Here is a 23,710-nt window from a genome sequence, read left to right on the forward strand (position 1 = left end):
GCGTATGTCCACGGTAGAAGACATACGCCATTTCTACTCAACATAACTGTTATTTATGTCTTTAACTCTAACTTACAGTGAAAATTTAATTTCATCGGCCAAGATATCACTGATATTCTCATGCGTTTTTGTCGTTGGATGCATATTATCCCAGAAAACGAATGCTCCATTGCTATTTTTACATTCCTCTCTCGGTGATGCTCCTGCAATATAATCAAGACTCGAATCTCTCAGATTAAGACAAGTATCCTTAGAATTTACATAATTAAAGCTTGCAGGATTTTTTATTATTTTATCAAAAGCTGAACTTAGATCGGGTATAATCCATTTAACATCCGGATAAGTTAATTTTAACATGTTGATTAACGAACTTAGTTTTGTATTAAACTCAATAGACTTGTTTTTTAATTTATTCTTTTCGGACAGACTCCAGTTTTTGACCGCAGGGATAGTTGAAAAATCAGGGAGAGTAAATATCGCGATCTGTTTAGCCCCCAGATTTTTCAATCGGACTAAAGAGGTTTTATAGTTATTAATAATATCATCCGGTGATTTACTTCCCGTGATAAAATCATTGCCGCCAAACATAGCAAGAAAAAGAGTTTGGCCGATATCGTATCCATTAGACTTTTTCAGATAAGACTCAAATGAGTCTAATTGTTGGCCCAACCCAGAGAATATCAGGTTATTACCACTCTCTGCATTTCCGGTTGCCCACGTATAGCCAGGCACCTTGATATGCTTTTTACTCAGGTATTCATGCCAAACGAGTCCGTTTGAAAAATGCCCTAAAAACCATGTATTACTGTTTGGCACTGTTCCATAAGAGCCGTTATAAACATTAATCGTATCAGATAAACTATCACCAAAAATAACCATTCTATCCAGTTTCGTTTTACCAATATCGATTGAGGGCATATTACCCCCCTCATTCCAGAATGAGTAGTAATAAGAAAGAGTGTAATCAGATGCGTAAGGTATTAAATCACTATAGTTAATGCCTTTATTACTTAGTGTATTAATACAAACATCTTTTATTTCCTGATGACTGGCTTTTGTATAGAACATATTAGATAAAATGGCGCCGGAATACCAATGACCGCTAACTGTAGCATAATTACTGGCTGAACTACCCATCCGCCCCCATTCCCAAGATGAAGTTACATCAAACTCTTTATCTTTATTTTTCCTATAAACACACTTTATGTAGGTATAGGTTTCACTATTCCTGATAGATTTTTGCATACTCCTTTCTGGTGGGATATTTGTTTCTGAAATTGAACTCATTTCTTCCACTGCATAGGCTGAAATGCAAAAAGTATATAAAAATAAAGCCAGAGGCATCTTATTCATTTCTACTTCCTTTTTATAATTAACTTAATATAAAGCTGCGAAATGCAGCTTTATATAGATTAGATTATTTATTTCACTGTTTCTGATGATAAGAAACACAAATATTTGCAGCTTGGCCGGCAAGTTCACTTCGATCGCTGGCAATAAAAATGCCAGAAATATAGTGTCCCTCAAGTGCAAACTTTCTGTAATTTGTTGAATAACGTTGACCGACAGTAAAGGTACGGCCATCGCTTAAGGTAAATTTAGCTTCGTCAATTGCGCCACTACCCCAAGTTTCCATTGTTTCAATGACACTCCCATTAAGGTCAATTGAACTAAATTCACCAGTAACAGTTCCTTGCGAGTACTTACTACCATTCTCAAAGGTGATTTCTAATCCACCTACCCGTAAAGCACCTCCGATACGTCGTATATAGCCTTTAACTGACTTAACTTGGTTTATACGGCCATTTATTAATTTTGGCTTAAATGGCTCCGGCATATTTATTTCGTCTTTTAATGCGAGAATTCGCGCCTGACTGGTTGGCCAACCAAAGAAAGTCGAGTAGCTCAGTATTTTTGAATACAGTCCCTGTGTATTGCTTCTATTCTTCTGAATACTTTGAATGATCTCGGTATACTCCAAACCATGCACCCGACAGTAGCCATGTACATACATAACATTGTTGGCTACAGTATTAGGTGCCGAGTCGTTGTATTGGATCTCTAATTCTGTATCGTAAATCTCTTGAATATAATCCTCGACATGTGTAACCAATAGATTAATATTTCGTTGAAGTTGCCCAACTTCATTACTGTTCAATCCGATATCGTCTTTACGCTCAATGCCCATGGTCCAGTACATTATTTGCATCAACGCGGTTGCTGAATACATCGGCAGGATATGGTAATTAGTTTTGTGATCAAAAGTAGTAAACTTGCGTTGTACGCTATCCAAATGTACCGATACGCTCATAAATAAACTTTTGGCTTCCGGTGTACCAGGATGGTCCTGCAAGGCCGCGACAACGGATGCAACCTTCCCTTTAAGTTCAGCAATATCGCCCAATAAAATGCCTTTAATAGCTTTAAGCACATTCTCTTCGATAAGTTGCTGTACCCGGCCCAAAATTTCCTGCCAGATATCTCTCTCTTGGTCTTTCCAAAAGAAGCCAATAATAGAGGATAAATAATCACCGACATAAGGAATGAATGATATACCTTTAAGCACTGCTTGCTTAAGAATGGCTGAAGAATCCCAGTCAAATTCAAAGGCTGAAGTAGCGTATACATTATAAGGGACAAAGTTCTCTGTATTGTTATATTCTGTAATGTTATTCATTTAATAGACCTTATAGTTGAAATTTAAAATAAAACTCACCTCACACCCTAGAAGTGATTGATTTATTTTTGACAATAAGCGGCCTCATTTCTGCTTAAACAGAAATCCAAACGTGAACGTGAATATTGGATCTTCATTATTATGAAGATGAGACCAATTAAATACTCACTTTCTTCCGTGGTAAAACCCAATTATATTAATTTGGATTCTATTTTTCCTCGGCAGTAACATATGCTTTACGGTTTGTGTTATTAATCAGAACAACCTTACTGTAATACAATGAGTTGGAGGGTGAGACTAATAGCTTAGAATCACCAACATTGACGTCAATAGACGTATATAAGAACCATTGACTCGTGAAACTATGCGACCAGTAGTATTGGGCTGTAATGACATTTGCAGCACCATCATTAGTGATCATTACATTTCGACGACTTTCAGGAATAATCGGTGTACTCCGATACAGAACTTCGGTGCTTGAATTAGGTGCGACCTCAGTTGGCACCCTGGCTCTAACTTGTGCAGTGGTCAACGCTAGACTTTCGGTATCAACCTCAGTTTGATTTTTAACTTCGACTTCATTTGAACAGCTATCAATAGTGATGGTTACCTTGCTCATATTTAAATCCTCTTTTTTATGCCAACCATTGTGTTGGTGAGAAAATAATACTCAACAAGTCGATTATTAAAAAATCAATATCAGGTTAAAAGTAATGTTATTAGTATTTATCAACTGTTATCTTAATTATTGATTATTTTCTTTACTTACGGGCCATAAAGTTAAATATTACTTTGAGTTATAGCGTAGTCATAATACGATTATTTTATTTCTCATTACAGTCAAGTCGCAAGTTAACCGGCCATTGATAGTCTAGGGGCTAATTAATTGATAGTGTCGAGTTGGTTAATTGATAGGTGTGGGGTTAATTAATTGATAGGATCTCTCGCTATAATAGAGAGAAGGCAAGATAAATCGCTTAATTTTCCGTAGGGGACTTTAAGTGTTTCATGTCATGAAAAATTAGCTCTGCGGCTGTGGCTTTATCCAGATTACATTTTTCCAACGCTAAATATAAGCGGGAAAGATAGTCTGGGTAATCGCCCCAGCGCTCAATATCGAATGGTGGTGCATCGCTTCTTTCAAAAATGGTGCGAGGAATAAGCTCGGCAGGATAGCTATTTTGGTTCGATGAGTTCACGTTGCAACCGGATAACATCAACAGGAATAGGCTGATTAGCGCAGGGGGTTTTCGCCAAAGCATCACGAGTATATTGACGGAATAAGTCATTTTTCGTCTCCAGTTCATTTTTATTCTGAGCTTGTTTAGTTATGACTAAGGCTAAACTTTCAGCCTGATTTTTCAGTTGTAATAGCCGATTATTTAATAAATCATTTTGCATTCTTAATTGCTGATTGTTTTGTTGAATTTGATTATACGCTCGTTGCTGATAACGCACCCATAATACACAAATAAGCAGTATAACTAGAAATAGTCCAATACTATACATCTTTGAAATAGATAATATCATGGGTAGCTCTTTCGTGAGAGTTCAAAATGTGGGCCATCTTTTAACGTCTGCCAATCGCCGCCCCAAACTATGGGAATCGTTAATTTTTCTGCGGAGACTTTCATAGCATCGGCAACGACCTTAAATGCACTCCAGTTATCCCACGGAATAGATTGATTTATCCACGGGGCAAGATCTACAGCATGTCCAGTTAAATGACGACTGTTTAACGTTTGACTTTTCCCTGTTAGAACCATTTGGCGTTGACGTGATATATCACGAACGCCCTCAATGACACAAAAGTCTATATCTGTGATATCAAGTGCTAAATGTACAATGTTAATCAAATGAGGATGAACACCCCGTAAATTATTTTTACTGGTATTGCTAAGAATGAAATTACTCACTTTATCTCCCTGAAGGATTGAAGAAACGACGCCATATATAGCTCAGAGCGGTACTACCCATTGCACCAAACAACCCAGAAAATATGAATGTCATATAGTAGCTAGCACCGCTCTCAAAGCTTAATAACCCACCTAATAAACCGGTAAAACTCGATATTATCACTTGGCTAATTACAGCCATCCAGCTCCATTTACAACGGGTTCCTTGCCTATCCATTAGGTATCTCACTACCCCTCCCCAGGCAGATAAAACACCGATGATTATCCATGTAATAATTTGTGTTTCTGCTGGGGGCTTTAGTGACATTGTATCTCTCCATTTATTAGCCATGCTTAATGGCTGATTTTGAACATCTGCTCATTATGTTTCATCATAAAAACCAGCATAAATAATCATATTAACCTATGACTGTAGTTATTAGAGTTACTTCAAGGAATGCGACAAATAACAATTAGATCCATGAGCGTGTGTAAGAATGGATTTTCGGGCGTTATTCTTATTTAATGCCGCATGGATAAACCTAACACTTTCCTCATAATCGATTCATGTTCATTTCTCTTACTGGTTGGTTTTCGAATAATAGATGCTATCTCTATACTATCCAAGTCATTTACAATTATTTAGGTTTATCCTGTTTTTCATTTCTGACTTTATTAAGTTATATTTACTCTGAATTTATTTTCAGGGTATTAAGATTGCTTACCATCGAACTAACCAAGATTATATGGCATCATTTTTATTGATATTCAGTAATGACTTAACCAAGAAGCACAGAATCCCATTATCTGTTGTGATAATGGTTATCGCGTCTCGATGTACTTTACAGCGTCCACCACTATTCATAGAAATAGATATCTGAATAGCATCCCCTATGGCAGATAATTTCCCCCTTAGCCTATAGGCTAATTGTGAGACATTGCCTTTAACTATCGTGCTCTCTCTTCCACTCCAAACATGAGTTATGATGTCATCTATAGGTATGTTATTGCTTTTTCTCTTGCTCAACAGCAATTCGAGCATTAGGAATTCCTTTTCTGTTAACATTATTTTCTTATTGTTATAATGCAATGTTTTTTGTGCCCCATCGATAAACAAGATTCTCATTATCATTATCATTCTCCATATGAGTGAATCATCTATTAACTAAAGATGATAATTCATCAAGTGATTAATTAACATGCTAAATTATACTTGAGTTTTATTTTTTGAACAAAGTAACAGAACATGTGATTAGTAATTCTTTCTAAATTTTTGTTATTGTAATCTTGGGTATTATAGATTTGATTTTTCGAGGTTGGGTAGCATCATTAACGTAATTTCTCTGTCACGATGTTCCTGTTCGTTAAGTAAGGAACGCCATTGATTTTAATTGGAATTATCTTACTAGGAACATTGCTAGCATAATTATTCTTACGGAATATTTGATTCTCGTGCTCGTTTAACTTTTGTTTAAGTTTACTGAAAAACAAAACCACGCGCATATTTGTATCATTTGAATTACCCTACCTTTGTTAAGGATAGATTAACTTATAACTATCGTTAAATGTGGGGAAATCAACTAATGAACCAACACTGAGAAGAGGCGATGGCGATCTTGCCAAAGCGGGTGAATGACAGGCTACGGTACGTTGGTCGCGGCAGATAATACCAAATTAACTGATGTGCAAAGCTTTACCAATCACTCGCCCCCGCTCCAACTGAGCTTCTCCAACGAGTTAAGTGTCTTCATCTCAGCACTCATCCCATTGCCACCAACTCTGGTTGTAACAAATGATTCTTGTAATATGCATAATCACTAAATAATTGTGAGTATAAAATTGATTAACATCATTTCATGTAACATTTGAGCGATATTTAGATATGTTATTTCTAAATAATAGACAGTAACAATCCATCAAGAAACTCATTCCCCCTCCCTCACCAATGTAATTGATGAGCATAACAAAAATAAAATCAACCCATTGATTAATATCAATTAAATTATTATTCTATTCATTTAAATAGTTAGAAAAAATAATTAATAAAAATAAATAAATTGTTCCCATCAAATAACGTGACGCCTAAAATAAGTGCACATGTATAAATAAATAGCACTTTTATGGTGCGTTGAAAATTCAAGTAATAAAGGTATAAAGTTTTATCTTTTATCGCCGATGACCGTCAGCAATTGTTTTATTTATCTGTTATCCGGGATCTCCCCATTTACTGAGGTTATTATGAGAGTTAACAAGCCTGTCAGTCGGCAGGAGTATCCCATTGAGCGCGATACCACCTTGCAATCAACTACCGATACTCACGGTAATATTACCTGCGCCAACGCCGCTTTTGTGCGTGCCAGTGGCTTTGACTATCAGGATTTGCTGAGCAAACCCCACAATATGGTTGCCGGTGAGGTGCGCAATCTTGCACAGCGCTCGTCTACTGCGGCTAAAGAGATCAAGCAGTTAATAGAAACCAGTGTGGAAAGGGTGCGGGATGGCAGTACTCAGGTGCAACATGCCGGTGCCACAATGGATAATATTGTCGAACAGGCCGGTCAGGTTTCCACATTGATCAGCGAAATCAGTACCTCAACTCATGACCAAACGCAGGCGCTTGGTCAAATCAACCAATCAATTGGTCAGTTAAATCAAATGACCCACTAAAATGCAGCAATGGTAGAACAATATGCTGGCGCGGCAGAGGAACTGGCGCATCGAACTCTGCGGCTCACTGGACGGTGCGCATCTATCGGCCCGACAACCGATAAACGCCGTTCGGTCAATAGCATCAGTTGACAAGCCATTGACATTAAAAAGGAGATGACTTGGGGAAAACCCTCTTAATACCTGTTATAGCGGTTGTTACACAGGGTTCATCTGTCATAGCAATAAATAGAAACCCCGCTATAGTAGGCAGGAGATTATTCAATTATTAAATAAGGAGTTTTATGTCATCACTTAATCAAACATCTGTTAACGCTCACAAAGATGAAACCGATGCAAACTTATCTGGTGAAGATCATTTGATCGCCCATGAAGCTTTGCTGATCGCCTTAATGGTTGAATGTGCTAATGAATCAGATAACGACCTGTTTCTGTCAACCGTGCGTGACACGCTCAACAAAGTCTTAAGCTCGACGCATTATCTTGATGCCAACAAGATAGCCAATGGCCTGCTTGATAAGGCTGATGATAAAGCCAACCGTTAGCCCCCAGCCCTCACTCATCGAGGGCTTTTTGTTAGTAGCGAAAGTCAATACTGACACGCAGGTTGATCAATAATGGCAAGATAACGATAATCAACCAATAAAAGCGGTAACATAATCCATTGAGGAAAGTAATGGCTTCGCTGAAAGAAGTAGCAAATCTGGCGTCAGTTTCATTAATGACTGTTTCCAGGGCCATCAATAACCCAGAACAACTGCGACCAGAAACGTATCAGCGAGTCATGCAGGCCATTGAAACCCTCAATTATGTGCCAGACTTCTCCGCACGAAAAATGCGGGGGAATACTACCAAAACCTCAACCTTAGCAGTCCTTGCCTGGGATACCGCGACCACCCCTTTTTCCGTTGAGATTTTACTGTCTATTGAGCTGACGGCACGCGAGTTTGGCTGGAATAGTTTCCTGGTCAATCTAACTTCACAAGAAGATAGCAAGCGCGCGGTCAACCAACTGCTGGCCCAGCGTCCTGATGGCATTATTTTCACATCTATGGGGCTGCGGCAAGTCACTATCCCAGAGCGCCTACGGGAGAAAAATATCGTGCTGGCTAATTGTGTCAGCGAAAACCATTCGTTCCCCAGCTACATTCCTGATGACTTTGATGGTCAGTATCAAGCGATGAAAGTGCTGTTGCGCCGAGGATACCAGCGGCCACTGTGTATTTATCTTCCCGAATGTACGCTGGCCGGTAAAGCTCGACGTGCGGGCGCAGAAAAAGCATGGCAGGAATCGGCGTTACCGATAAAGCAGTTGCGCCAGAGCCATTTAGTGTGGGGGGATGAGCATTATCAGGATGTTATTCCACTACTCGATCGCTACTGCCCTGAGGGAAAACCTGATTTTGATGTGCTGATTTGCGGCAACGACCGTATCGCTTTTCTGGCCTACCAAGTGCTGCTAGCCAAAGGTATTACCATCCCACAACAAGTTGCGGTGGTAGGCTATGACAATATGGTCGGCATCGGAGAACTATTTTTGCCACCACTGACGACGGTACAACTGCCGCATTATGATATTGGTCGGGAAGCGGCCCTTCATTTGATTGAAGGGCGAGAATCACGCTCAACACACCGGTTGCCGTGCCCACTGCTGGAGCGGGCATCCATTTAATTTCAACGTGATGATTTAGCCACTAACTGCCAGTATTCGCCGTGTAGTAGCTGGGCCTGACCATTCTCCGCATACAGGGATAAACAGCGTTCATGCTCGGTTGGATAAATACGACTGCTCATACAAGCTTGCCCGCCATTGATAAATACCTCCACAGACGAACTATCAATAAATATACGTAATGATAATAACCCCTGTTCTGGTAATGCCACACTGCGACACCCCGTCAGTCCATATTGTGGGTAATATCTATCCAAAATCAGTCGACTAGCCTGATTATCGACATAAACTGAAACTTTACCCCCCGTTCCTTGGACATCGGCTAACTGCACACCATATCTTTCTGCATGACTGGCTGTGGTATCCCATGTCAGTTGCAGCTCCAGACTCTGGCAATTTTCATGTAAAAGTTGTTTCTCTTGGGCCAGTGTCATTGATGTGATGAATTGACCGGTTTGCCTTAGTGCTTCTACCTCTCGCACCGGTTGTATTAGTAATTTACCTTTAGAATCAATCAGTAGCTCTCGTGGTAAGGTTAAGCAGCCACTCCAATTATCGGTTTTGGTCGGCATCGGCGATTGCCACATATCCATCCAACCAATAATGACTCGCCGCCCATCGGCTGTAAGCAGAGATTGTGGTGCATAGAAATCATGACCCAGATCCAGTTCGGTAAAAAGTTGAGATGGCTTAAAACCGCCCCCTGGTTGCCATTTACCACGCAAAACCCCGCTTTGGAACAAATTGCGATTGTGGTAGCCTTTTGCTACCAGCCCCTGCGGTGAAAACATCAGAATGCGTTCATTCCCTAACGGGAAGAAATCTGGACATTCCCACATATATCCCATGCTGTCGTCTGCGCGCGCTAAAACTTGCATAAATTGCCATTGCTGCAATGAACTGCCGCGATATAACAAGACTTGCCCATGATCTCGCGCATCTCGAGCACCGACCACCATCCACCAACAATCATCTTCAAACCACACTTTGGGATCGCGAAAATGCATGATTCCCTCGGGTGGATTCAGTACCACACCTTGTTTGTCAAAATGTATCCCGTCCTGACTGGTCGCCAGGCACTGTACCTCGCGAATAGCGTTGTCATCACCCTCACCGTTAAGCCAAACATGTCCGGTATAAATCAGACTTAACACACCGTTATCGTCTACCGCGCAACCAGAAAAACAGCCGTCTTTATCCCATAAATCACCCGGAGCTAAGGCAATGGGTTGATGCTGCCAACTCAACATATCGAGGCTGGTTGCATGGCCCCAATGCATCGGCCCCCAATTTTCATCATAAGGGTGGTGCTGATAAAACGCGTGATACTGTCCGTTAAAAAAAATTAGCCCGTTGGGGTCATTCATCCACCCTGCTGGTGGAGCCAAATGATAATGTGGATAGAAATGTTGGCCGGCCTGAGAAGCTAACGTTTGCAGCGCATCATTTGCTCGCTCAATTAATGAATTCATAGTGCTCACTTGGTCGTTAATTGCAAAGAAGGATCATCGGTACGCGATTTATCGCGCAACATAAAACAGGAGATAATAGTTAATCCAAGGACGATTGCCCCCATGATCATATAAGTATCAGCGAACCCCATTTGGTCGTAACCCATCCCTGCCAGGGGTGAAAATATGCTCGCACAGACTTGGGTGACAAACTGGAAGCCGACTAAATACAGCGTTGCTGATAACCGTGGATCAAAATTGGCGGCGATATACTTAAATATCGCGATCAGCAGAATGGGTAATTCGACCGCATGTAAGAGTTTCATCAATGAAATAGTGGCGGTATCTTGAGCTAACCCTGAACCAAATATCCGCATTGCCATAATCAATCCACTCAGTAACAAACCTTTTTTAGCACCGATACGGTTAACCAAAAAAGGTGCGAGAAACATCCCGCCCGCCTCTAGGAATACTTGCAATGAATTAAGGAAACCGTACATCTCATTACCATGTCGCGCATCAGCAAATAAAGAAGAGAAATACACTGGGAATTGTTGGTCATATACGTTGTAAACGCTGACGCCAGTAACAAATGCCACCAGCGCCCAGAACCGTGGCAGACGGAATAACGACAGCGTATCCTGAAGTGTCAGAGCACTACTTTTGCCATATTCTAACTGCCCCATCACATCAACTTTCACTTCACGTAAACACCATAGCAGTAGTAAAAATAATGCGGCCGATGCCGATGCCATCCAAAAGTTAATATTAGGATTAATATTAAACAATATACCGGCAAAAAACGTGGCACCGGCCCAGCCCAGAGAACCCCACATTCGAGCCTTACCAAACTCAAACCCACTAATCCGACTAACACGCTCGGTATAAGATTCCAGAGCACCGATACCAGCAAAGAATGTCATCCCCATATATAAGCCGCCCACCACGGCACCGGCTAGCATATTGATACGCAATAAAGGGGCATAAACATAAATAAAAAAAGGACCACTGATCAGCAGCAAAATACCAATAGCCCATAAAAGATGTTTCTTAAGCCCCAGTTTATCTTGTATCACCCCGTATAACGGCTGCGCGCAAAGTGCCGTTATAGCAATGGCAGAAAACGTCGCACCGGTTTCTGCACCTTTTAGCCCGACATATTGATTTAGCCATATGGAAAATAAAGAGAATGCTGATGACCAGGTGAAGAAAAACGTAAACAGTAAACCACTTAAAATCAGATATTGATTGCGGGCAGAATGTTGCATGGCGATATCCTGTTGGAGATTTACGCCTATTGTTAACGTTAACTTTTTATTTTGGAAAGATCCGTCTGGTGATATTCGTGATGTTAATCACCGATGTTAACGTTAACAAATTATTTATGTGATAGTTATCACGAAAAAGACCGTTCTATTAAGGGGGCCGGAAGATTGCGCTGAGTAACTCTCTGGCAACATTAATCCGCTTATAAATAGAAGATTGTGGCAAAGGTAGAATCAGGCTACATGTCATCTGCCGCAAGGGTTCAGCGATAACCATCAACAACATTAAATCACGCCATTAAGAATAATCGCCAGACCTTAGCCAGCTTCACGTAACTCATATTCAGGTGTCTGAGGACCACCACGGGGTACGTCGGCTGAATAGAAATAGGTTATCACGGGGGTAAAAAGACATATTTGATAACCCTGCCCATGTGCTTATTAGGAAGTTAAGCTATCGCTACGCAATAATACGCCGGTTTGGTTTTACAACAGCTTAGACTTTAGTTCACGGCCAGAAGCATCAGACTAAACAGATAAAAAAACAGGTACCGCTTTGTGCACCTGTTTCCTGAATTTAACAAATATTTGATCTGTGAGTAGTTTTAGTCTGTTTGTTCTATTTCCAACCGTTCTTTGGGCGGTCGAACTGAATAACTGGCAACAATCGCCGTAAGGATAATAAATAAGTGCCCTTCCGAAGAATCCAGTAAGAAGGAGTTAAACAGATGACAAGCCAGATAACTACCGAGTATCGCCAATAGTACGTTTCTGACCTCACTTGGCAAACGCCAAGCCGCAAGGAAATAGCACCACATCCACCCCAGAAACAGAATTAATCCCACCAGACCGGATTGCACAGTTTGCATTAGATATTCATTATGCGGGTTAATGCTGTACTCATCTGCGGAGAATTGATACCAGAAACCGCCAGCACCATTGCCCAGCACCGGAGCTTGCTCAATCAGTTTTACCGACTCCAGCATAAATGCAGTTCGCAGCCCCATTGAGCTATCACAGGCAGTATCGGCCTGGCCATTAGATGCCGCCAAGCAGGTTTGAATCTCTGTCACGCCTTGTTGTAACCGATCAACTGCCCGGTTTGGCACCATAACAATTATCGCTGCGACGATAAGCCCGCAAACGATCATGCCCAGGCGCTGGCGGGTTGAGAGTGACATTACCCCCCACACACCAAAAGCCGCAGCCAGCGCTACATAACCGGTTCTACCCTGCACCATAAATACGATGTTATACACAGCCAGACAGACTAGCAAAACGTAACCCCAGCGCTTCACCCCGTGATGTCGGAACGCCAGAGAAAGCCATAGCGTAGCAGCCAGAGCCATAAAGAAGTTATGGGTAATTTGTAGTTTGAAGACTGAAGGATTAAGCGGGTCAATATGTCCTAACGGCAAATGAAGAACCCCCACCCACAAACTGGCAGCCAGGATAACCACATTAGCCACTAAAAAACCTTTGGCAAAATAGCTGGCAAGTGTTCGGGACAGTAAAAAAAACATCGCTAACGGCAGAATATACAATAATTTAGAATACTTACTCACCATCACTTTACCGTACAGGTTGTGATGCCAGAGCAATGATACAGCTAACAAAATAAACATCAGAGCCGGTAACCAAATCAATGGGTTTTTTACCAAGGCTTTGACATAACGGGTATCACGGCTAAATAACAAACAGATTACCGCCAGAACCAGCGATAAATTCATTATAAAATTTGAAGTGGGTAAACCAACACCTAACAGAAAGGCAGTTGCACAAGACAGTAAACCCACATAGCGGTGCACGGGAGGAGCGCTTGGCAAAGGAGCAGGAGAAATCATAAGTCACTCACTTCAGGTTGATAACCAGTTGAAACTGCACAACGTGTCGGCTTCAAACATGGCAGCGTCAGTCGATAATACCAATGAGCTGCCAGATAACGGCTCATTGAGGGAAATGACTCTACAGCAAGCAACGTTATGCCGAGAGCGTTCTGAACAGATAACGGAACCACCATAATGGCCGCCACCATATCTTCCGCTCAGGAACTGGTGCAGGACGTGAATGCACCTTTTTGATTTCCCAGTTAAAATTCAGGAATATTCTGCTGTGCCCATACTCAGGGCCAAACAGCGAAATTTCACGTTTTTTGCGATCATCAATTGGCGCGTTATGCGCCAAATCACGATTCAGAGAATGGTAGCTTTTCTTCCTATCAACATTACGCTCAATACATCTAAACTTTTTAGGCAGATAACGCGGCGTGGTGCCGTGATCTTTATGAAACTTCACAAAACGATAATCTTCCGACCCGTAATGACCCGCAAATTCTTCATCATAGCCAAACAACCGGAAAAAACGCGCTCGGGACATGAAGAAAAGATTTGGGTGACCCCGGTACGCTTTGCCTGTTTTTTCATCGGTCCGGTAGATACGATACAGTGAGCGCCCTGGGTTACGGGCATTGACCAGATAGCGCAGCGTGTCTGCAGGAAGCAGACAATCTAAGTCGGTGATGATAATTTTGTCAGATTTTGCGTAAGTTACGCCCAAATTGCGCGAACCTGCCTGATTCCATTGAATATCAGTGGTTATTCTTAACCATGTGAAATTCAAATCATAATCTTTTACTTCATACTCTAAAGGTGAGCAATCATCAACGATGACAAATTCGACAGCATCCTTAATATCATCAGGGTACGACTCATACTCCGCCAACAAAGACTCAACAGAGTCCATATTTCCCTGATTGCAGTAAAAATGAGTTACATAAGTTAGCTTGATATGCTGCTTATCTAACGGATGCCGTGCTTTAACGATTTCTACATCCTTCGTCACAATATAAACCTCTGTTTTAAGAGAGAAAAATAAAAATAAAATTTTTATAATATCTTGAACACTGATGGCTAAATAAGCTTAATATGGATAGATAGCAAATATATGCCAGATAACGTGCGGTAAAGGATAAAGAGTTACCATAATCAGTCAAATAATTTCTTCAAATTATTGCGGTAAGGAAGACTTGGTGCATGGATATTGAATCAATAACAAATAAGCACAAAACCGGCACAGTGATGAGCAGTCCCCCACCATCGCACTGTATTTAGATAAAAAAAAACCTCACGGCAGCCTACACTCCCGCAAGGTTCTCTTATTCTCAATAACTTACATGTTATCGATGATATCCTGACCAAACTCGCTACACTTGCGCAACTTAGCCCCTTCCATCAGGCGTTCAAAATCATAAGTTACGGTCTTGGCCTGGATTGCACCTTCGGTTCCTTTAATGATTAAGTCTGCCGCTTCAGTCCAGCCCATGTGACGCAGCATCATTTCTGCTGACAGAATAATTGAACCTGGGTTCACTTTATCCTGGCCGGCATATTTTGGTGCAGTACCGTGGGTGGCTTCAAACAAGGCACACTCATCACCGATGTTGGCACCCGGAGCAATACCGATGCCACCAACTTGTGCCGCCAACGCATCAGAAATGTAGTCACCGTTCAGGTTCATACAGGCGATAACATCATACTCTGCCGGACGCAGCAGGATCTGTTGCAGGAAAGCGTCAGCAATCACATCTTTAATAACAATCTCTTTGCCGTTATTTGGGTTTTTGATTTTAACCCACGGGCCGCCATCGATCAGCTCACCACCAAATTCCTCACGCGCTAACTGGTAACCCCAGTCTTTAAATGCGCCTTCAGTGAATTTCATAATGTTGCCTTTGTGAACCAGAGTCACTGAGTCACGATCATTGGCAATGGCATAGTCAATCGCAGCACGAACCAAGCGCTTGGTCCCTTCTTCTGAACAGGGTTTCACGCCGATACCGCATTGTTCAGGGAAGCGAATCTTCTTCACGCCCATCTCTTCACGCAGGAACTTAATCACTTTTTCAGCTTCTGGTGAACCGGCCTGCCATTCAATACCGGCATAGATGTCTTCGGCATTCTCGCGGAAAATCACCATATCGGTATCTTGTGGGCGTTTTACCGGGCTTGGCGTACCAGTGTAATAACGCACTGGGCGCAGACAGACATACAAGTCGAGTTGTTGACGCAAAGCAACGTTCAGAGAACGAATACCACCGCCCACCGGGGTAGTTAGCGGGCCTTTAATTGCAACACGGTAATCACGAATAAGATCCAATGTCTCTTCTGGCAACCAAACATCTTTGCCATAAACATGGGTTGATTTCTCACCGGTGTAAATTTCCATCCAGGAGATTTTACGCTCACCTTTATAGGCGTTCTTAACCGCAGCATCTACCACTTTGATCATGACAGGGGTCACATCAACGCCAATACCGTCACCTTCAATATATGGAATGATCGGATTATGCGGAACAACCAGTTTACCCTGAGCATCGACAGTAATTTTCTTACCTTCTGCCGGAACAACTACTTTGCTTTCCATCAACCTCTCCTTCAGCGCGATTTTGTTAATGCCTTGTAAGATTCGTGTCAATACTACTTGAATATTCGTTCCACGCCAATCCGAAACAGATTGAGGTATAATGCGCTAATCATCCAAAATCGCAATAATCATGAATAAATTCTCTGTTAAAAATCACAAAGTTAACCGATTCAGCACTAAGGCACAGGCGACACGAACTGCGGTTATCACCCCACGTCGGGTACTGTTATTCAATAAGCCTTTTGACGTATTGCCGCAGTTTACCGATGAGTCCGGACGCACAACTTTGAAGGAATTTATTCCTTTTAATGATGTTTATGCAGCAGGCCGCCTGGATCGCGACAGTGAAGGTCTGCTGGTATTAACCAATGATGGGAAGTTGCAAGCCAGGCTTACGCAACCGGCCCAAAAAACCGGTAAAGTCTATTTTGTGCAAGTTGAAGGTGTACCCAGCGATGATGCGCTGCTACAACTACAACGGGGAATAACCTTGAAAGATGGGCCAACCTTACCGGCGGGCGCTGAATTGGTGAGCGAACCAGAGTGGTTATGGCCACGTAATCCGCCGATCCGAGAGCGTAAATCCATCCCAACAAGCTGGTTAAAGATCACGCTTTTTGAAGGGCGTAACCGTCAAGTGCGCAGAATGACCGCCCATATCGGCTTCCCGACTCTACGTCTAATACGTTTTAGTATGGGCAATTTAAGCTTGGGCGACCTACAGCCTGGCGAATGGAAGGAGATAAACCATGTTTAAGCCCCACGTTACCGTCGCTTGTGTGGTTCACGCTCAAGGGAAGTTTCTGGTGGTCGAAGAAACTATCAATGGCAAAAAATTATGGAATCAGCCTGCTGGACATCTGGAAGCGAATGAAACGCTGCTTCAGGCCGCAGAAAGAGAGCTATGGGAGGAAACGGGTATTCGAGCTACCCCGCAATCTTTCCTGAGAATGCATCAATGGATAGCGCCAGACAACACCCCATTTTTACGCTTCGCTTTCGTCATTGAGCTATTAGCACCGCTAGCGACTCACCCTCATGACAGTGATATCGACCGCTGTCTGTGGCTCAGTGCGGATGAAATCCTGCAAGCAGACAATTTGCGCTCCCCATTAGTGGCAGAAACTATCCGCTGTTATCAGCAACCTGAGCGCTATTCACTCGATCTGGTTGGCTGCTTTAACTGGCCGCTATAAAAGCTGAATTTGATTTACTCAGATAATGTCAAATCGGCAATGCAGCACCGTCGCCAACGTGATAAAATCCGGCGCTTGTTTTTATAATGCCTTACCCGTGACGAAAAGTGGTTCAGATACCCTCATCATCCGCCATAATCGTCACAGGAACGTTAGTGAGACTCCCATGTCAGATAACAGCCAGAAAAAAGTAATCGTCGGTATGTCCGGCGGTGTCGACTCTTCCGTTTCCGCTTACCTGTTGCAACAGCAGGGCTACCAGGTAGCTGGCTTGTTCATGAAAAACTGGGAAGAAGACGATGGCGAAGAGTATTGCTCAGCAGCGACCGATCTGGCCGATGCGCAAGCGGTATGCGACAAACTGGGCATGGAGCTGCACACCGTCAATTTTGCGGCGGAATACTGGGATAACGTTTTTGAATTGTTCCTGGAAGAATATAAAGCCGGGCGCACTCCTAATCCCGATATTCTGTGTAATAAAGAAATTAAATTCAAAGCGTTCCTCGAATTTGCCGCCGAAGACTTGGGCGCAGATTATATCGCCACCGGCCACTATGTCCGTCGTCAAGATGTCGATGGCAAAAGTCGTTTATTGCGCGGGCTGGATGGCAATAAAGACCAAAGTTACTTCCTCTACACCTTAAGCCACGAGCAACTTGCCCAAAGCCTGTTCCCGGTGGGTGAGCTTGAAAAACCGGAAGTCCGTCGTATTGCCGAGCAACTTGATTTGGTTACCGCGAAGAAAAAAGACTCGACCGGCATCTGTTTTATCGGTGAGCGCAAATTCCGTGATTTCCTTGGCCGCTATCTGCCAGCACAACCCGGCCCTATCATGACCGTAGACGGCCAGCATGTGGGTGAACATCAAGGTTTGATGTACCACACTTTGGGGCAGCGCAAAGGCTTGGGTATCGGTGGTACTAAAGAGGGCGGCGATGACCCGTGGTATGTGGTTGATAAAGACCTCGCTAACAACATCCTGCTGGTCGCGCAAGGGCATGAACACCCGCGGCTGATGTCAGTTGGCCTGGCAGCGCAACAGCTTCACTGGGTAGACCGCCAACCGGTCACGGCACCGTTCCGCTGTGTGGTAAAAACACGCTATCGCCAACAGGATATTCCCTGCACCGTAACGCCACTGGATGACGAGCGCGTTGACGTTCGGTTTGACTCTCCTGTGGCCGCCGTTACGCCGGGCCAGTCAGCCGTCTTCTATCAGGGCGAAGTGTGCCTGGGTGGCGGTATCATTGAAGAACGTTATCCACTGACCGGCAGCGTAACAAACTAAACCAGAACGTTTACAGGAGTGACTGTGGCGAAGAACTATTATGATATTACACTGGCATTGGCAGGCATTTGCCAGTCTGCCCGTGTGGTTCAGCAACTGGCGCATGAAGGTCAGTGCGATAATGATGCACTGAATACCGTGCTGGGGAGCCTGTTACAGACCGATCCCTCGTCTACCCTTGCAGTCTATGGCGGCAATGAACAGTCGCTGAAAATGGGGTTAGAAACGTTGCAGAGCGTTTTGAACGCTAATCGTCAGGGGCCTGCGGCTGAACTCACCCGTTATACCCTAAGCCTGATGGTGTTGGAACGTAAGCTTAATGCCAACAAGTCCGCCATGAATACCCTGGGTGAACGCATCAGTCAGCTTGATAGGCAACTGGCCCATTTTGACCTTGAATCTGAAACGATGATGAGTTCGCTGGCATCGATTTACACAGATGTCATCAGCCCACTGGGGCCACGGATTCAGGTCACCGGTTCACCGGCAATCTTACAAAGTACGCTAGTGCAGGCCAAAATTCGCGCCGCACTACTGGGCGGTATCCGCTCTACCGTACTTTGGCAGCAAGTCGGCGGAAGCCGTTTGCAGTTGATGTTTTCGCGTAACCGCCTGTTTAAACAGGCGCAGAGTATTCTTGCTCATAGTTAAAATTGTTAAAATCTGACTTCAGGAGTCGCCACCAATGGAATTATCCTCACTGACCGCCGTTTCACCTATTGACGGGCGCTACGGCGATAAAGTCAGCGCGCTGCGCCCAATTTTTAGCGAGTTCGGTTTGTTAAAATTCCGCGTACAGGTCGAAGTACGTTGGCTGCAAAAACTGGCCGCCTGTGAAAAAATCAGCGAAGTTCCACCTTTTGATACCGACGCAAACGCTTACCTTGATAAAATCGTGCAAGAATTCAATGAAGAGGATGCGCAACGTATCAAAACCATTGAGCGCACCACGAATCATGATGTGAAAGCCGTTGAATACTTCCTGAAAGAGAAAGTAGCAACTGTCCCGGCGCTGCACGCAGTGTCAGAATTCATTCATTTTGCTTGTACTTCAGAAGACATCAATAACCTGTCCCACGCCTTGATGCTGCAAACTGCCCGTCAAGAGGTGATATTACCAATGTGGCGTCAGGTTATCGATTCAATTAAGGCCATGGCCCATGAGTACCGCGATTTACCCCTGTTGTCCCGTACCCACGGCCAGCCTGCAACACCATCGACGATAGGTAAAGAATTTGCCAACGTAGCCTACCGCATGGAGCGCCAGTTCCGTCAGCTCTCTCAAGTAGAGATTCTGGGTAAGATCAACGGTGCGGTAGGTAACTACAATGCCCATATTGTGGCTTACCCTGAAGTAGACTGGCATCAGTTTAGCGAGAGCTTTGTCACATCGTTAGGGATTAACTGGAACCCATACACCACGCAAATAGAACCCCATGATTACATCGCGGAACTGTTTGACTGTGTGGCCCGTTTCAATACTATTCTGATCGATTTTGACCGTGATATCTGGGGTTATGTGGCACTGAATCACTTCAAGCAAAAAACCATCGCCGGCGAGATTGGCTCAAGCACCATGCCACACAAAGTAAACCCAATCGACTTCGAAAACTCCGAAGGCAATCTGGGCCTGTCAAACGCAATGCTCGGCCATTTAGCCAGCAAACTTCCCGTTTCTCGCTGGCAGCGTGACCTGACTGATTCCACTGTACTGCGTAATCTGGGTGTTGGCCTGGGATATGCACTGATAGCTTATCAGGCGACGCTAAAAGGCATAAGCAAACTGGAAGTGAATCAAGCACACCTGCAAGACGAGCTGGAACATAACTGGGAAGTGTTGGCCGAGCCAATCCAAACGGTTATGCGCCGTTATGGCATCGAAAAACCGTATGAGAAGCTAAAAGAGTTGACCCGCGGTAAACGTGTTGATGCTGCCGGTATGCAAGCATTTATCGATAGCCTCGCCCTGCCAGAAGAAGAGAAAACACGCCTGAAAGCCATGACCCCGGCCAATTATATTGGTCGGGCCACAAAGATGGTTGATGAATTAAAGTAATGTTTTCGCCTCAACATACCCAAGTCGCGAAATTGCAGGCAGGTAACCTCCTGTAATTTCACTAACTCAATGAGGCGATGCCGGTGATTTATATCACCGGCATCGCCTCTATCACTTTTTATCCCCCTGCATCAGCCCCTGTTTAGTCATGGTTTAGTCGGCATCACCGATAATGTTCGATGTCAAAAGGACGTTAACCTCCAGGAGCAATCATCAATTATGCTAAAAAAAACTATATTATCCGTCGCACTAATGGGAGCCTGTACTACCGTTATGGCGAACAATTACACTTATGTGGCTGGCGGTTTACAATACGGTTCAATTAGCAGTAACGACCGTTTTGATAAACAATTCGATCGTAGTAATTACAGCCATATAGGCAATCGTGATATGGGGGGAGTTTACCTTAACGGTGGCTATGGTTTTGATAATGATTTATTTATTGATGGCCGCATAAGCAGTATTGCTAATAATGATCGTGGTCTTGCAGAAGCTGTACTCGGCTTAGGGTATCATTTTGCATTTTCACCCAATATCGATTTTTATACTCTGGTAGGCGGTAGCCGCCATGCGCTGGTTTTTGATGCCAGTAAAGACGGCAAGAAGACCAACACCTACAACAGTGCAACGGGTGAAGTGGGTATTAAAAGCAGACTGTCACAGGATATTGGCTTAGGCGTTGCCTATCGTCTGGCAAATTATGACCATAGGGCCTTCCATGAGGCGCGGATCACCACAGATTATGCCCTCACACAAAACCTTGCGGCTGAAGTCGGTTATACCTACCATAACTGGAAGGTCAATGATCAGGCAATGCAAGTCGGCTTACGTTATAACTTCTAAGTCGTTGATGTTATTTTTACTTCGCCGGGTAATTATTAGTTATCCGGCTAAAGTCTTATCGAGGAACGTGGTATGCGGGTTTTAGTTGTGGAAGATAATGCTTTGCTACGTCACCACCTTACGGTTCAAATGCGAGAAATGGGGCATCAGGTAGATGCGGCGGAAGATACCAAAGAAGCCGACTATTTCTTGCAAGAGCACGCCCCAGACATCGCAATTATCGATCTTGGTCTCCCCGGCGAAGATGGTTTAAGTCTGATCCGCCGTTGGCGTAGCCACCAAACAAACTTACCTATTCTGGTTCTAACCGCACGGGAAAGTTGGCAGGATAAGGTCGCAGTGCTGGAGGCAGGTGCAGATGATTACGTCACTAAGCCGTTCCATCTGGAAGAGGTGATCGCTCGGATGCAGGCGTTGATGCGCCGTAACATTGGTCTGGCTTCACAGGTGATTGAATTCCCACCGTTCCAAATAGACCTCTCGCGGCGAGAGTTGTGCGTAAATCAGCAACAGATTAAACTGACGGCCTTTGAATACACTATCATCGAAACTCTTATCCGTAATGCAGGAAAAGTGGTCAGCAAAGACACCTTGATGCTGCAACTGTATCCTGACGCAGAACTACGTGAAAGCCACACTATCGATGTATTGATGGGCCGCTTGCGCAAAAAACTGTTGGCAGAACATGAGGGTGAAGTGATTACGACCATTCGTGGTCAGGGATACCGTTTTGATGCCAACTAAACAACATGTTCAGAAAAGACAGTAAACCGTTTTCTCTTCGCGCGCGCTTCCTGATGGCGACCGCTGGCGTCGTTCTGGCGTTATCGCTATCGTATGGCATGGTTGCCGTGGTTGGTTATATCGTCAGCTTTGATAAAAATACTTTTAGCGCTCACCGGGGCGAAAGTAATTTATTCTTCAGTTTAGCCCAGTGGCATAACGATAAACTCAGTATTTCAGTCCCACCTGAGCTTGAACTGAATATCCCAACACTCGTCCTAATCTACGATAAAGATGGCAACATCCTGTGGCGTCAACGCCACGTACCCGAACTTGAATCTCATATCGAAAAAAGCTGGTTACAAAAACCGGGATTTTATGAACTGGATACTGGAACACATATCAGTAGTATGATGTTGGGTGATAACCCGAAGGCTCAGGATCAGTTAAAGAAATATGACGAGACTGACAACAGCGCCCTGACCCATTCTGTCTCAGTGAACACCTACCCTGCGACGTCACGCTTGCCAAAACTCACCATTGTAGTGGTAGATACTATCCCACAAGAGCTGCAACGCTCAGACTTGGTGTGGAACTGGTTCAGCTATGTTCTGCTAGCAAACTTATTACTGGTCATTCCCTTGTTATGGCTGGCGGCCTATTGGAGCCTGCGGCCCATAAAAGCATTGGTCAGCCAGATAACCCAGCTAGAGAAAGGGGAACGTGATCAGTTAGATGAAAACCCACCCCGCGAATTGCAAGGTCTGGTGCGTAATCTTAATATCTTGCTGACCAACGAACGTCAACGTTATACCAAATATCGCACTACCCTGTCGGACCTTACCCACAGCCTCAAAACACCGCTGGCGGTATTGCAAACCACGCTGCGCTCTCTGCGAACCGGCAAGCAAACGACGACTATCGAGGAAGTCGAGCCTATTATGTTAGAGCAGATAAGCCGTATTTCTCAGCAAATTGGTTATTACTTACACCGTGCCAGTATGCGTTCTGAGCATAATGCATTAATTCGTGAAATCCATTCGGTTACCGCACTGCTAGATAGCTTGTGTAGCGCACTGAATAAAGTGTATCAACGTAAAGGAGTGGTGCTAACGCTGGATATTTCACCGGAAGTTTCCTTTCTCGGTGAGAAAAATGACTTTATGGAGATCATGGGCAATGTTCTGGATAATGCCTGTAAGTACTGTTTAGAATTTGTTGAAATTACAGCTTTTCATACCGAAAAACAGCTCACCATCGTGGTTGATGACGATGGCCCCGGTATTCCAGAAAGTAAACGCAAATTAATTTTCCAACGAGGTCTACGGGTTGATACATTGCGCCCAGGACAAGGGCTTGGATTATCTGTCGCCGCCGAAATCATTGAACAGTATCACGGTGAGATTAACATTACTGAAAGCCCGCTAGGGGGAGCCAAAATGATGGTGACCTTTGGCCAGCAACACGATCATCACGATGATTAATAAAATTTGCCAGCTAGCCCCTGATACTAAAAGCTGGCATCCGTTATAATCACAGCCAAGCTCACCCCTCT

The 23,710-nt window shown here is 43.8% G+C and carries 23 protein-coding genes and 1 pseudogene; 11 read left to right on the plus strand and 13 right to left on the minus strand.

Annotated features, from left to right (window positions below):
- Positions 1-72: 72 nt before the first annotated feature.
- The 8 genes from AT01_RS04125 to AT01_RS04155 all read right to left on the minus strand — a co-directional run bounded on the left by AT01_RS04125 (position 73) and on the right by AT01_RS04155 (position 5,704).
- Entirely contained in the window at positions 73-1,353 is a 1,281-nt protein-coding gene (locus AT01_RS04125; protein WP_042546193.1) for an SGNH/GDSL hydrolase family protein, read from the minus strand.
- A 73-nt stretch (positions 1,354-1,426) separates the two neighbouring features.
- Entirely contained in the window at positions 1,427-2,677 is a 1,251-nt protein-coding gene (locus AT01_RS04130; RefSeq protein ID WP_042546194.1) for an insecticidal delta-endotoxin Cry8Ea1 family protein, read from the minus strand.
- 208 nt (positions 2,678-2,885) lie between these two features.
- Complete coding sequence (locus AT01_RS04135) at positions 2,886-3,296, minus strand: hypothetical protein (protein WP_052489939.1); 411 nt, start codon at positions 3,294-3,296, stop codon at positions 2,886-2,888.
- Between the two features lie 358 nt (positions 3,297-3,654).
- The gene (locus AT01_RS21565) at positions 3,655-3,876 is read right to left on the minus strand and encodes a hypothetical protein (RefSeq protein WP_144404906.1); all 222 of its coding nucleotides are present in this window, start codon (positions 3,874-3,876) and stop codon (positions 3,655-3,657) included.
- Positions 3,854-4,207 carry a DUF2570 domain-containing protein gene (locus AT01_RS04140; protein WP_042546195.1) on the minus strand — a complete coding sequence of 118 codons (354 nt, stop codon included), beginning with the start codon at positions 4,205-4,207 and terminating at the stop codon, positions 3,854-3,856. The genes AT01_RS21565 and AT01_RS04140 overlap by 23 nt, the downstream gene beginning before the upstream one ends.
- Positions 4,204-4,593: a M15 family metallopeptidase gene (locus AT01_RS04145; protein WP_042546196.1), complete on the minus strand. Its 390-nt coding sequence runs from the start codon at positions 4,591-4,593 to the stop codon at positions 4,204-4,206. Before AT01_RS04145 ends, AT01_RS04140 begins: the two co-directional genes overlap by 4 nt.
- Position 4,594: 1 nt before the next feature.
- A complete protein-coding gene (locus AT01_RS04150) occupies positions 4,595-4,924 on the minus strand; it encodes a phage holin family protein (protein WP_407703524.1) in 330 nt (109 codons plus the stop codon).
- A 390-nt stretch (positions 4,925-5,314) separates the two neighbouring features.
- Entirely contained in the window at positions 5,315-5,704 is a 390-nt protein-coding gene (locus AT01_RS04155; protein WP_042546198.1) for a winged helix-turn-helix domain-containing protein, read from the minus strand.
- A gap of 1,190 nt (positions 5,705-6,894) precedes the next feature.
- Here AT01_RS04155 and AT01_RS20550 point away from each other — a divergent pair.
- The 3 genes and pseudogenes from AT01_RS20550 to AT01_RS04175 form a co-directional block, all read left to right on the plus strand.
- Positions 6,895-7,343 (plus strand): annotated as a pseudogene (locus tag AT01_RS20550) (methyl-accepting chemotaxis protein); the annotation flags it as partial.
- Positions 7,344-7,523: 180 nt separating this feature from the next.
- A complete protein-coding gene (locus tag AT01_RS04170; RefSeq protein ID WP_004701621.1) occupies positions 7,524-7,784 on the plus strand; it encodes a hypothetical protein in 261 nt (86 codons plus the stop codon).
- 131 nt (positions 7,785-7,915) lie between these two features.
- The gene (locus tag AT01_RS04175) at positions 7,916-8,911 is read left to right on the plus strand and encodes a LacI family DNA-binding transcriptional regulator (RefSeq protein ID WP_042546201.1); all 996 of its coding nucleotides are present in this window, start codon (positions 7,916-7,918) and stop codon (positions 8,909-8,911) included.
- 2 nt (positions 8,912-8,913) lie between these two features.
- On the opposite strand, the gene AT01_RS04180 is transcribed toward AT01_RS04175, so the two are convergent.
- From AT01_RS04180 to icd, 5 genes are all read right to left on the minus strand, one after another.
- Positions 8,914-10,383, minus strand: coding sequence for a glycoside hydrolase family 32 protein (locus AT01_RS04180; protein WP_042546202.1), 1,470 nt, complete (start codon positions 10,381-10,383; stop codon positions 8,914-8,916).
- Between the two features lie 5 nt (positions 10,384-10,388).
- Positions 10,389-11,630, minus strand: a complete 1,242-nt coding sequence (locus AT01_RS04185) for an MFS transporter (protein WP_042546203.1) — start codon at positions 11,628-11,630, stop codon at positions 10,389-10,391.
- A gap of 602 nt (positions 11,631-12,232) precedes the next feature.
- Positions 12,233-13,471, minus strand: a complete 1,239-nt coding sequence (locus AT01_RS04190) for an O-antigen ligase family protein (protein ID WP_042546204.1) — start codon at positions 13,469-13,471, stop codon at positions 12,233-12,235.
- Positions 13,472-13,607: 136 nt separating this feature from the next.
- Positions 13,608-14,468, minus strand: coding sequence for a glycosyltransferase family A protein (locus AT01_RS04195; protein ID WP_042546205.1), 861 nt, complete (start codon positions 14,466-14,468; stop codon positions 13,608-13,610).
- Between the two features lie 327 nt (positions 14,469-14,795).
- Positions 14,796-16,049, minus strand: a complete 1,254-nt coding sequence (gene icd, locus AT01_RS04200; protein ID WP_004701608.1) for an NADP-dependent isocitrate dehydrogenase — start codon at positions 16,047-16,049, stop codon at positions 14,796-14,798.
- 130 nt (positions 16,050-16,179) lie between these two features.
- On the opposite strand from icd, the gene rluE reads away from it, so the two are divergent.
- The 8 genes from rluE to phoQ all read left to right on the plus strand — a co-directional run bounded on the left by rluE (position 16,180) and on the right by phoQ (position 23,639).
- Entirely contained in the window at positions 16,180-16,806 is a 627-nt protein-coding gene (gene rluE, locus AT01_RS04205; protein ID WP_042546206.1) for a 23S rRNA pseudouridine(2457) synthase RluE, read from the plus strand.
- A complete protein-coding gene (locus AT01_RS04210) occupies positions 16,799-17,245 on the plus strand; it encodes an NUDIX hydrolase (protein ID WP_042546207.1) in 447 nt (148 codons plus the stop codon). The genes rluE and AT01_RS04210 overlap by 8 nt, the downstream gene beginning before the upstream one ends.
- 166 nt (positions 17,246-17,411) lie before the next feature.
- Positions 17,412-18,533, plus strand: a complete 1,122-nt coding sequence (gene mnmA / locus AT01_RS04215) for a tRNA 2-thiouridine(34) synthase MnmA (RefSeq protein WP_004701601.1) — start codon at positions 17,412-17,414, stop codon at positions 18,531-18,533.
- Between the two features lie 24 nt (positions 18,534-18,557).
- A complete protein-coding gene (gene hflD, locus AT01_RS04220) occupies positions 18,558-19,184 on the plus strand; it encodes a high frequency lysogenization protein HflD (protein WP_042546208.1) in 627 nt (208 codons plus the stop codon).
- Between the two features lie 34 nt (positions 19,185-19,218).
- Positions 19,219-20,589 (plus strand): adenylosuccinate lyase, encoded by a 1,371-nt coding sequence (gene purB / locus AT01_RS04225; protein ID WP_004701598.1) that lies wholly within the window; start codon positions 19,219-19,221, stop codon positions 20,587-20,589.
- Positions 20,590-20,808: 219 nt separating this feature from the next.
- On the plus strand, positions 20,809-21,432 hold the full coding sequence (locus AT01_RS04230; RefSeq protein WP_042546209.1) for a YPO1635 family putative outer membrane beta-barrel protein: 624 nt from the start codon (positions 20,809-20,811) through the stop codon (positions 21,430-21,432).
- 72 nt (positions 21,433-21,504) lie between these two features.
- On the plus strand, positions 21,505-22,176 hold the full coding sequence (phoP, locus tag AT01_RS04235; RefSeq protein WP_004701595.1) for a two-component system response regulator PhoP: 672 nt from the start codon (positions 21,505-21,507) through the stop codon (positions 22,174-22,176).
- Positions 22,177-22,181: 5 nt separating this feature from the next.
- Positions 22,182-23,639, plus strand: a complete 1,458-nt coding sequence (phoQ, locus tag AT01_RS04240) for a two-component system sensor histidine kinase PhoQ (protein ID WP_004701593.1) — start codon at positions 22,182-22,184, stop codon at positions 23,637-23,639.
- Positions 23,640-23,710 lie beyond the last annotated feature (71 nt).

Origin of the sequence: Yersinia aldovae 670-83, assembly GCF_000834395.1 — a bacterium.
Taxonomy (GTDB): Bacteria; Pseudomonadota; Gammaproteobacteria; order Enterobacterales; family Enterobacteriaceae; genus Yersinia; species Yersinia aldovae.

Excerpts from the sequence above, each read along its gene's own strand:
- AT01_RS04180 (WP_042546202.1), bottom strand. The coding sequence starts at position 10,383 with ATGAATTCATTAATTGAGCGAGCAAATGATGCGCTGCAAACGTTAGCT.
- rluE (WP_042546206.1), top strand. The coding sequence starts at position 16,180 with ATGAATAAATTCTCTGTTAAAAATCACAAAGTTAACCGATTCAGCACT.
- AT01_RS04175 (WP_042546201.1), top strand. The coding sequence starts at position 7,916 with ATGGCTTCGCTGAAAGAAGTAGCAAATCTGGCGTCAGTTTCATTAATG.
- AT01_RS04230 (WP_042546209.1), top strand. The coding sequence starts at position 20,809 with ATGCTAAAAAAAACTATATTATCCGTCGCACTAATGGGAGCCTGTACT.
- AT01_RS04170 (WP_004701621.1), top strand. The coding sequence starts at position 7,524 with ATGTCATCACTTAATCAAACATCTGTTAACGCTCACAAAGATGAAACC.
- AT01_RS04140 (WP_042546195.1), bottom strand. The coding sequence starts at position 4,207 with ATGATATTATCTATTTCAAAGATGTATAGTATTGGACTATTTCTAGTT.
- purB (WP_004701598.1), top strand. The coding sequence starts at position 19,219 with ATGGAATTATCCTCACTGACCGCCGTTTCACCTATTGACGGGCGCTAC.
- mnmA (WP_004701601.1), top strand. The coding sequence starts at position 17,412 with ATGTCAGATAACAGCCAGAAAAAAGTAATCGTCGGTATGTCCGGCGGT.
- AT01_RS04185 (WP_042546203.1), bottom strand. The coding sequence starts at position 11,630 with ATGCAACATTCTGCCCGCAATCAATATCTGATTTTAAGTGGTTTACTG.
- phoQ (WP_004701593.1), top strand. The coding sequence starts at position 22,182 with ATGTTCAGAAAAGACAGTAAACCGTTTTCTCTTCGCGCGCGCTTCCTG.
- AT01_RS04135 (WP_052489939.1), bottom strand. The coding sequence starts at position 3,296 with ATGAGCAAGGTAACCATCACTATTGATAGCTGTTCAAATGAAGTCGAA.
- icd (WP_004701608.1), bottom strand. The coding sequence starts at position 16,049 with ATGGAAAGCAAAGTAGTTGTTCCGGCAGAAGGTAAGAAAATTACTGTC.
- AT01_RS04210 (WP_042546207.1), top strand. The coding sequence starts at position 16,799 with ATGTTTAAGCCCCACGTTACCGTCGCTTGTGTGGTTCACGCTCAAGGG.
- AT01_RS04125 (WP_042546193.1), bottom strand. The coding sequence starts at position 1,353 with ATGAATAAGATGCCTCTGGCTTTATTTTTATATACTTTTTGCATTTCA.
- AT01_RS04150 (WP_407703524.1), bottom strand. The coding sequence starts at position 4,924 with ATGGCTAATAAATGGAGAGATACAATGTCACTAAAGCCCCCAGCAGAA.
- AT01_RS04130 (WP_042546194.1), bottom strand. The coding sequence starts at position 2,677 with ATGAATAACATTACAGAATATAACAATACAGAGAACTTTGTCCCTTAT.
- AT01_RS04155 (WP_042546198.1), bottom strand. The coding sequence starts at position 5,704 with ATGATAATGAGAATCTTGTTTATCGATGGGGCACAAAAAACATTGCAT.
- AT01_RS04190 (WP_042546204.1), bottom strand. The coding sequence starts at position 13,471 with ATGATTTCTCCTGCTCCTTTGCCAAGCGCTCCTCCCGTGCACCGCTAT.
- phoP (WP_004701595.1), top strand. The coding sequence starts at position 21,505 with ATGCGGGTTTTAGTTGTGGAAGATAATGCTTTGCTACGTCACCACCTT.